7 protein-coding genes are annotated in these 6441 nt (G+C 63.1%); all 7 read left to right on the top strand.

Annotated elements, in window-relative coordinates:
- Positions 1–376: 376 nt before the first annotated feature.
- Positions 377–1468, top strand: coding sequence for an iron-sulfur cluster carrier protein ApbC (apbC, locus tag O2807_10475; protein ID MDA1000921.1), 1092 nt, complete (start codon positions 377–379; stop codon positions 1466–1468).
- A gap of 116 nt (positions 1469–1584) precedes the next feature.
- A complete protein-coding gene (locus O2807_10470) occupies positions 1585–2628 on the top strand; it encodes a Gfo/Idh/MocA family oxidoreductase (GenBank protein ID MDA1000920.1) in 1044 nt (347 codons plus the stop codon).
- A 36-nt stretch (positions 2629–2664) separates the two neighbouring features.
- A complete protein-coding gene (locus tag O2807_10465) occupies positions 2665–3615 on the top strand; it encodes an NAD(P)-dependent oxidoreductase (protein MDA1000919.1) in 951 nt (316 codons plus the stop codon).
- A 57-nt stretch (positions 3616–3672) separates the two neighbouring features.
- Positions 3673–4533 (top strand): EamA family transporter, encoded by an 861-nt coding sequence (locus tag O2807_10460; protein ID MDA1000918.1) that lies wholly within the window; start codon positions 3673–3675, stop codon positions 4531–4533.
- 150 nt (positions 4534–4683) lie between these two features.
- Positions 4684–5037 (top strand): hypothetical protein, encoded by a 354-nt coding sequence (locus O2807_10455; protein MDA1000917.1) that lies wholly within the window; start codon positions 4684–4686, stop codon positions 5035–5037.
- Positions 5034–6149 (top strand): NAD(P)/FAD-dependent oxidoreductase, encoded by a 1116-nt coding sequence (locus tag O2807_10450; protein ID MDA1000916.1) that lies wholly within the window; start codon positions 5034–5036, stop codon positions 6147–6149. The genes O2807_10455 and O2807_10450 overlap by 4 nt, the downstream gene beginning before the upstream one ends.
- A gap of 33 nt (positions 6150–6182) precedes the next feature.
- The coding region (locus tag O2807_10445; GenBank protein ID MDA1000915.1) for a class I SAM-dependent methyltransferase at positions 6183–6441 on the top strand (259 nt) is incomplete at its 3' end.

Raw genomic sequence — 6441 nt, 5'->3', positions numbered from 1 at the left:
GCGGGATCACCTTGCGGTTCTCCTCGTCCACCTTGAAGTCGCGCGGGGGGATGTCGGGGTCCTGGACTTGCTTGATGCAGACGATGATGTCCAATTCGGCAAGCCTCCTTGCAATGGCGGCTCACCGGAAGAATGTGCGGGAGCCCTGCGAATGAAATCGGGTTATTTCCTCTTGAATCGACTTCAACTTAATACCCGGCCCGGTGAGCCGTCAACCGATTTCGGGCTTTGGGCGAATCTCAGGAACCGGTGGAGGCGCTGGTTTGACAGCGGGAAAATCCGGCCCATAAGATGCGCCGAGTTGTTTTCCCATATCCTTTATGGCCCATACCCGGCATGTCTGGCGGCCGGTTTTACACGGGGAGTGAAGATTCTCATGGCAGAGGTAACCGAAGTACAAGTCCTCGAAGCCCTGAAACATGTCAAAGATCACGATTTGGGTAAAGATCTGGTGTCCCTGAAGATGATCAAGGAGGTGCAAATTTGCGGGGGCGCGGTTGCGTTCACGCTCGAGCTGACCACCCCGGCCCACCCGAACAAGGAGAAATTCATCGAGGACTGCAAGCTGGCCGTCGGCGCGATGCCGGGCGTGGAAGCCGTCAACGTCCGCCTCTCGAGCCATGTGCGGGGGCGCCCGGCCGGGGCGGGTAAGATGGACATCCATGGGGTGAAGAACATTGTCGCCGTCGCCAGCGGGAAGGGCGGGGTGGGCAAGTCCACCGTCTCGGTAAATATCGCCCTCGCCCTCGCGGCCGAGGGCGCCAAGATAGGGATACTCGATGCGGACATCTACGGGCCGAGCCAGCCGCAGATGCTGGGCGTTGCGGGCATGCAGCCCGAGGCCACCCCGGATCACCGCATCATCCCGCTGGAGAGCCACGGCGTGAAGGTGATGTCGATGGGCTTTCTCGTGGACGAGGACAGCCCCGTGATCTGGCGCGGGCCGATGGTGATGAAAGCCCTGGTCCAGTTCCTCGGCGAAACGATCTGGGGGGAGTTGGACTATCTCATCCTCGATCTTCCGCCCGGGACGGGCGACGCGCAGCTGACGATCGTCCAGCAGGTCTCGCTCGCGGGCGCCGTGATCGTGACCACCCCGCAGGACATCGCGCTCCTCGATGCGCGCAAGGGCCTTCAGATGTTCCGCAAGACAGATGTACCCATTCTCGGCATTCTGGAGAACATGAGCTACTACGAGTGCCCGCAGTGCGGCCACCGCGAGAACATCTTCGACACCGGCGGCGGGGAGCGCGCGGCGGACCGCTACGAGGTGCCCTTCCTCGGCGCGATTCCGCTCGACATCAAGATACGCCTGGGAGGGGACAAGGGCGTTCCCGTCGTGGTGGGAGATCCGGAAAGTCTCGTGGCCAAGGCGTTCCGCGAGGCGGCGCGCAACGTGGCGAGGCAGGTGGCCATCGCCAACGCATCGCTGCCGGTGAGTGTTCCCGAACTGAAGATTATCGGCTAGATTTTCTCCGGCCCTGCGCAAAAGTAGAGCAGCGTTTCGATGGGGGACGCCGTCCCTGACGACGGGGGAGGGTGTCCCCTGTTTCATTGTGGAACTTCGGATTTTTGGAGATGAATATGAGTAGCTCCTCGCAAGTATCGCCGCCCGTCAGGATGGCGTTCATCGGCCTGGGGTGGTGGGGGGAAAGCCTCGGAGAGGCGGCCCGGGCCTCGGGCAGCATCGAGATCTCCGGCGGATTCGCCCGGACGCCCGCCACGCGGGAGGCCTTCACCGGAAAGTTCGGCGGAAAAGGGTTTTCCAGCCTCGAGGATCTGCTGGCCGATGGGGGCACCGAGGCCGTGGCCATCATCTCGCCCAACAAAGTTCACAAGGAGCAGGCCATCGCCGCCGCCCGCGCCGGCAAGCACGTGCACCTGGAAAAACCGATGGCTCTTTCGGTCTCGGACGCCAAGGCGATCGCCGCCGCCTGCGAGGAGGCGGGGGTTGTGCTCCACATCGGGCAGAACTTCCGCCGCTGGCCTCTTTTCCGCAAGACGAAAGAACTTCTGGATGCGGGCAGGCTCGGGACGGTGAGCCTGGCGGCCTGCTTCTTCACCTTCAACCACGGCCTGGTCGCGGGACCCAAGAGCATGCGGTGGGACCCGGAGGAAAACCCCGGCGGCCCGCTCTACAGCTATCTCATCCACATGGGCGACATGATGGAAACGCTCTTCGGTGAGATCGTCGAGGTGCAGGCCATGTGCGGGAAGGTGGGCGGCCCCTCTCCGGTGAATGACGCGGCATCGGGCGTTTTCCGCCTCAAGAGCGGCATGGTCGCCAGCATCTCGGGCAGCTACGTCTCCCCGCCCCACTTCTCGTTCGAGATCCAGGGGATGGCGGGAAACCTCAGCCTCTCGAGCGCGCATCCGCCCATGTTGCAGGCCAAGGACGGCCCGATGCACGAGGCGGAAGTGATCGATGTGGGCTGCGATTTTGCCGAGGGCCGCTATATCGCCAACCGCGAGCAGTTCGAGGATTTCGCGCGGTGCATCCGCGAGGGAGGAACGCCCGAAGTGACGGGGATTCACGGCATCCGCGCGCTGGCGATCATGCGGGCGATGCTCAAGAGCCACGCCGAGCGGCGGCTTGTCACCATCGCGGAAATTCTGGAGAACGATTAAGCGGCGGCAACATTTTTCTTTTGAGGAGATTTGAGAGTGGCCAAAGTCTTGCTCGTCGATCGTCTGTATGGAAGTCCCCAGTGGGATCTGGGGAGCGGCTGGCTGGGCGCTGAGCACGAAATGGTCCGCCCGCCGGACTACGAACTCGGGACGATCCTGTCTCTTCTCCCCGATGTCGAGGGGATTCTCACCGTCTTCCGGGAGGTGGGGCCCGAGATGATGGATGCGGCGCCCGGACTGAAGGTGGTCGCCAAGCCGGGGATCGGCTACGACAACATTGACGCCGCCGCCGCGACCGCGCGCGGGATCATGGTGTGCAACGTGACCGGGGTGCGGGGCCGGGCGGTGGCCGAGCATGCCTTCTTCATGATGCTCTATCTGGCCCGAAACGCTTGGATGCTGGACGACCCGGCCTGGGAGCACACCGATGCCGTCCAACTCGGCGGGAAGACGATTGGCATCGTCGGCCTCGGCGACATCGGCCGCCACACGGCGCTGATCGCGGATGGATTTGGGATGAAAGTTCTCGCCCATACGCGCACTCCGGACCCCTCCCGCCTCCCCGATGTGGATGTCGAATTTCTCTCTTTCGATGCTCTTCTTCCGCGCTCGAACTTCCTGGTCCTGTGCATGCCGCTCCTCCCGGAGACGCAGGGTATCCTCAACGCGGCGGCGCTGAAGCGCATGAAGAAAGACGCCATGTTGGTCAACGTGGCGCGCGGGCCCGTGGCCGTGACGGAGGACATCCTCCAGGCGCTCCAGCAGGGGGAGATCGCCGCCGCCGCCCTTGATGTGACCGACCCCGAGCCCCTGCCCGATGATCATCCGCTCAGGAAGATGAACAACGTTCTGATCACGCCCCATCATGCTTCGCGAACGCCGGAGACGCAGGTGGCCGCCATCGAGCGGACACGGGAAAACGTGTCCCGCGCCCTGGCCGGCGAGCGGCCCATCAACATCGTGAATCCCGAGGTGCTGGAGCGGTAGCATCGCGCGCGCGGCTTGGGTGGGCGAGCGCTTCTCGTTTCTAGGGAGAGGGCGGATTTGATTCCATTTGAAAGCGTCGCGCTCCTTCCGGCGCTCTTCTTCTCCCTCTCGGGCATTTTCACCCGCATGGGCATTGATGAGAGCACGCCCCACACCGGGAGCCTGATCGTCAACCTGGTGTATTTCGCCGCCTCCGTGGCCGCGCTTCTCTTCGTGGATTTCTCCGCGATCTCCTTCAACTGGTACTGGCTGGCGTTCATCGCCGCGGGGCTGGCTTCGCCGGCGCTGTCGCTCTTTTTCATGTACCGCGCCATCCAGCAGATCGGCGTGGCCTCGAACAGCTCGCTGGTCAACAGCAACGCGATTTTCGGCGCGTTCTGGGCGTTTCTTCTCCTGGGAGAGCGGCCCTCGGCCCTCGTCTGGTCCGGCATCGCCTTGGTCGTGGCCGGGGTTTACATCATCTCGGGCGGGGTGCAGATGAAGGGGAAGAACAAATATCTTCTCCTCTCCATTTTTTCGGCGATATGCTTCGGCCTGGCGCACACGTTCCGGAAAATGGGCTTCGGCGGAATGGATTCCATTCTCTTCGGCGGATTCCTTCAGGGTCTCTCCGCCGCTGCCGCCACCCCCTTCCTGCTCTCGATGGCGAACCGGGGGAAGCCCTATGTGTTCTCCCGGCTCGGGGTCCACAAATTCCTCATCGCGGGCTTTTTTATGATCTGCGCGCAGTACGGCCTGCTTCTGGCCCTGCGCTGGGGAGAGGTGTCCCGGGTGGCCCCGCTGGTATCCACCGGCCCGCTGTTTACGCTGGTCCTGGTGCGGCTTATCCTCGGAAAGAAGGAGCCGATAACGAAGCGGATCACGGGGGGCGCGCTGCTGATCGTCACCGGCGTGATTTTGGTGGTTCTTCTGAGGTAATGGGGCAGGAAAATCCTGCTTTTTGGGGCAATCCTTTACATTTTTCTCAAAATTCGGCACAAGAGGGAAATAAGCGTATTTTTATTATAGGGATGTGCGGCTCCCGAAACCGGTTTCCCGGCGTTCCGCACGCAATGCAAGGAGAATTTCGTGGTGCATGCAGGCACAGCGAATCTATCGGCTGCCCGAGCGGCAGAGATTCTGCGGGAGATTTTCGCGCCGATGGAGCCCGGCTTCCGTATCCGGCTCTGGGACGGCTCCGAACTCGAGGTCGGCGAGAGAGTCTGCGCCCTCACGGTGCATTTTCTCTCCCTGCGCGTATTCAAGCGGCTTCTCTATGAGCCGACGAGCTTCAATTTCGGCGAGGCCTATATTGAAAGTGAGCTGGACTTCGAGGGCGATCTCTTCGAGGCGATGGAGGTGGCCAACAGCATGGAAGATATCAACCTGTCCTTCTGGCGGCGGCTTTGTTTCGGCTGGCGGATATGGAGGCTCTCCGAATGAGCGTGTGGGATGCGGTCATCGTCGGCGGCGGCCCCGCGGGAAGCACGGTGGCCTGGCAGCTCGCCCGGAAGGGGCTTCGACCCCTTGTCCTCGATGCCGCCAAGTTCCCCCGCGTGAAACTCTGCGCCGGCTGGGTGACGAAAAAAGTGATGAAGGACCTCGAACTCACGATCGAGACGTATCCCCGCACGATTCAGCCTTTCGAGGCCGTCTACGTCGGCTATGACGACACCCTTCACGAAACGAGGTGGCGCGAGCCGGCCAGCTTCGGAATTGTCCGCCAGGAATTCGACGACTTCCTTCTCCGCCGGGCGGAGCGCGCCGGAGCGGAGGTGCGCGAGGGCGTGCGGGTGCGGGAGGTGAAAATCGGGGCAGACAGCGTCCTTCTCGACATCGGGGAAGCCGAAAGCGTCGAGGGGGCCGTTGTCGTGGGCGCGGGCGGCCACACCTGTCCGGTTGCGCGCTCGCTGAGCGGGGTGCCCGATGAGGAGGTCGTCGTTCTGACCCAGGAGAGCGAAACGCGGGTGGGGGCGGATGTGCTTCGCTCGCTCGCCCCGCACTACGGCTTGCCCGAGCTTTTCGCCGAGCCCGATTTCAAGGGATACGGCTGGTATTTCACCAAGGGGGATTTCCTCAACATCGGGGTGGGTTGCGTTGGGAAGTCCCCGAGCGTTCACGAGCGGCGCGAAGCGCTGCTCGCGCGGCTTCGGAAGAGCGAGCGACTTCCCGAGGGCCTCAAGCTGACCCCCTTCAAGGGCCATGCCTATACCATCCGGCGCGGCGCCCCCCGCCGGGCGGCGGGCGAGCGGTACCTGCTCGTCGGGGATGCCTGCGGTCTCGCCCAGGATTTCAGCGGCGAGGGAATCGGCCCGGGCGTGCGGAGCGCCTGCATGGCGGCCGAGGCCATCTTGGCCTTCCGGGAGCGGGGCGTGGGCTTTGACGAGTACGCCCGCCGGGTTTCGGAGACTTTCGGTTCCGGGGAGAAGGGGATCGCCGGAAGGCTGGCGGAACGCCTCCCGGATCGTTTGGTGCAATCGGTGGCGAAAATGATGTGCGGTAACGCTTGGCTCCGCCGGCGCCTCGTGCTCGAGGGTGCCTTCGGCATCGGTTGAGCCGGGTCCAATCAAGTACAGGGAGAGAGAAAGATGGCCAAATCCCGAACCAAGGAATTTGACCGGGAAGCGATCTCGTATCACTACGATCTGTCCAATGAATTCTACAAGACGTTCCTTTGCGAGAATATGGTCTACACCTGCGCCTACTACCGGGACCCGGAGGGAGGCCTGGATCAGGCCCAGCGCGACAAGCTGGATCTGGTGTGCCGGAAGATCCGCCTGACGCCGGGCGAGGATTATCTCGACATCGGCTGCGGGTGGGGAAGCCGGGCGAGCTGGGCGGCGAAGC

The organism is bacterium (genome assembly GCA_027622355.1).
GTDB lineage: Bacteria > UBA8248 > UBA8248 > UBA8248 > UBA8248 > JAQBZT01.
The sequence above is the reverse complement of the archived record's forward strand: the minus strand, read 5'-3'. Positions and strand labels throughout refer to the sequence as shown.

What these genes read in the sequence shown, in the direction of transcription:
- apbC (MDA1000921.1), top strand. Translation starts at nt 377, where the DNA reads ATGGCAGAGGTAACCGAAGTACAAGTCCTCGAAGCCCTGAAACATGTC.
- O2807_10470 (MDA1000920.1), top strand. Translation starts at nt 1,585, where the DNA reads ATGAGTAGCTCCTCGCAAGTATCGCCGCCCGTCAGGATGGCGTTCATC.
- O2807_10450 (MDA1000916.1), top strand. Translation starts at nt 5,034, where the DNA reads ATGAGCGTGTGGGATGCGGTCATCGTCGGCGGCGGCCCCGCGGGAAGC.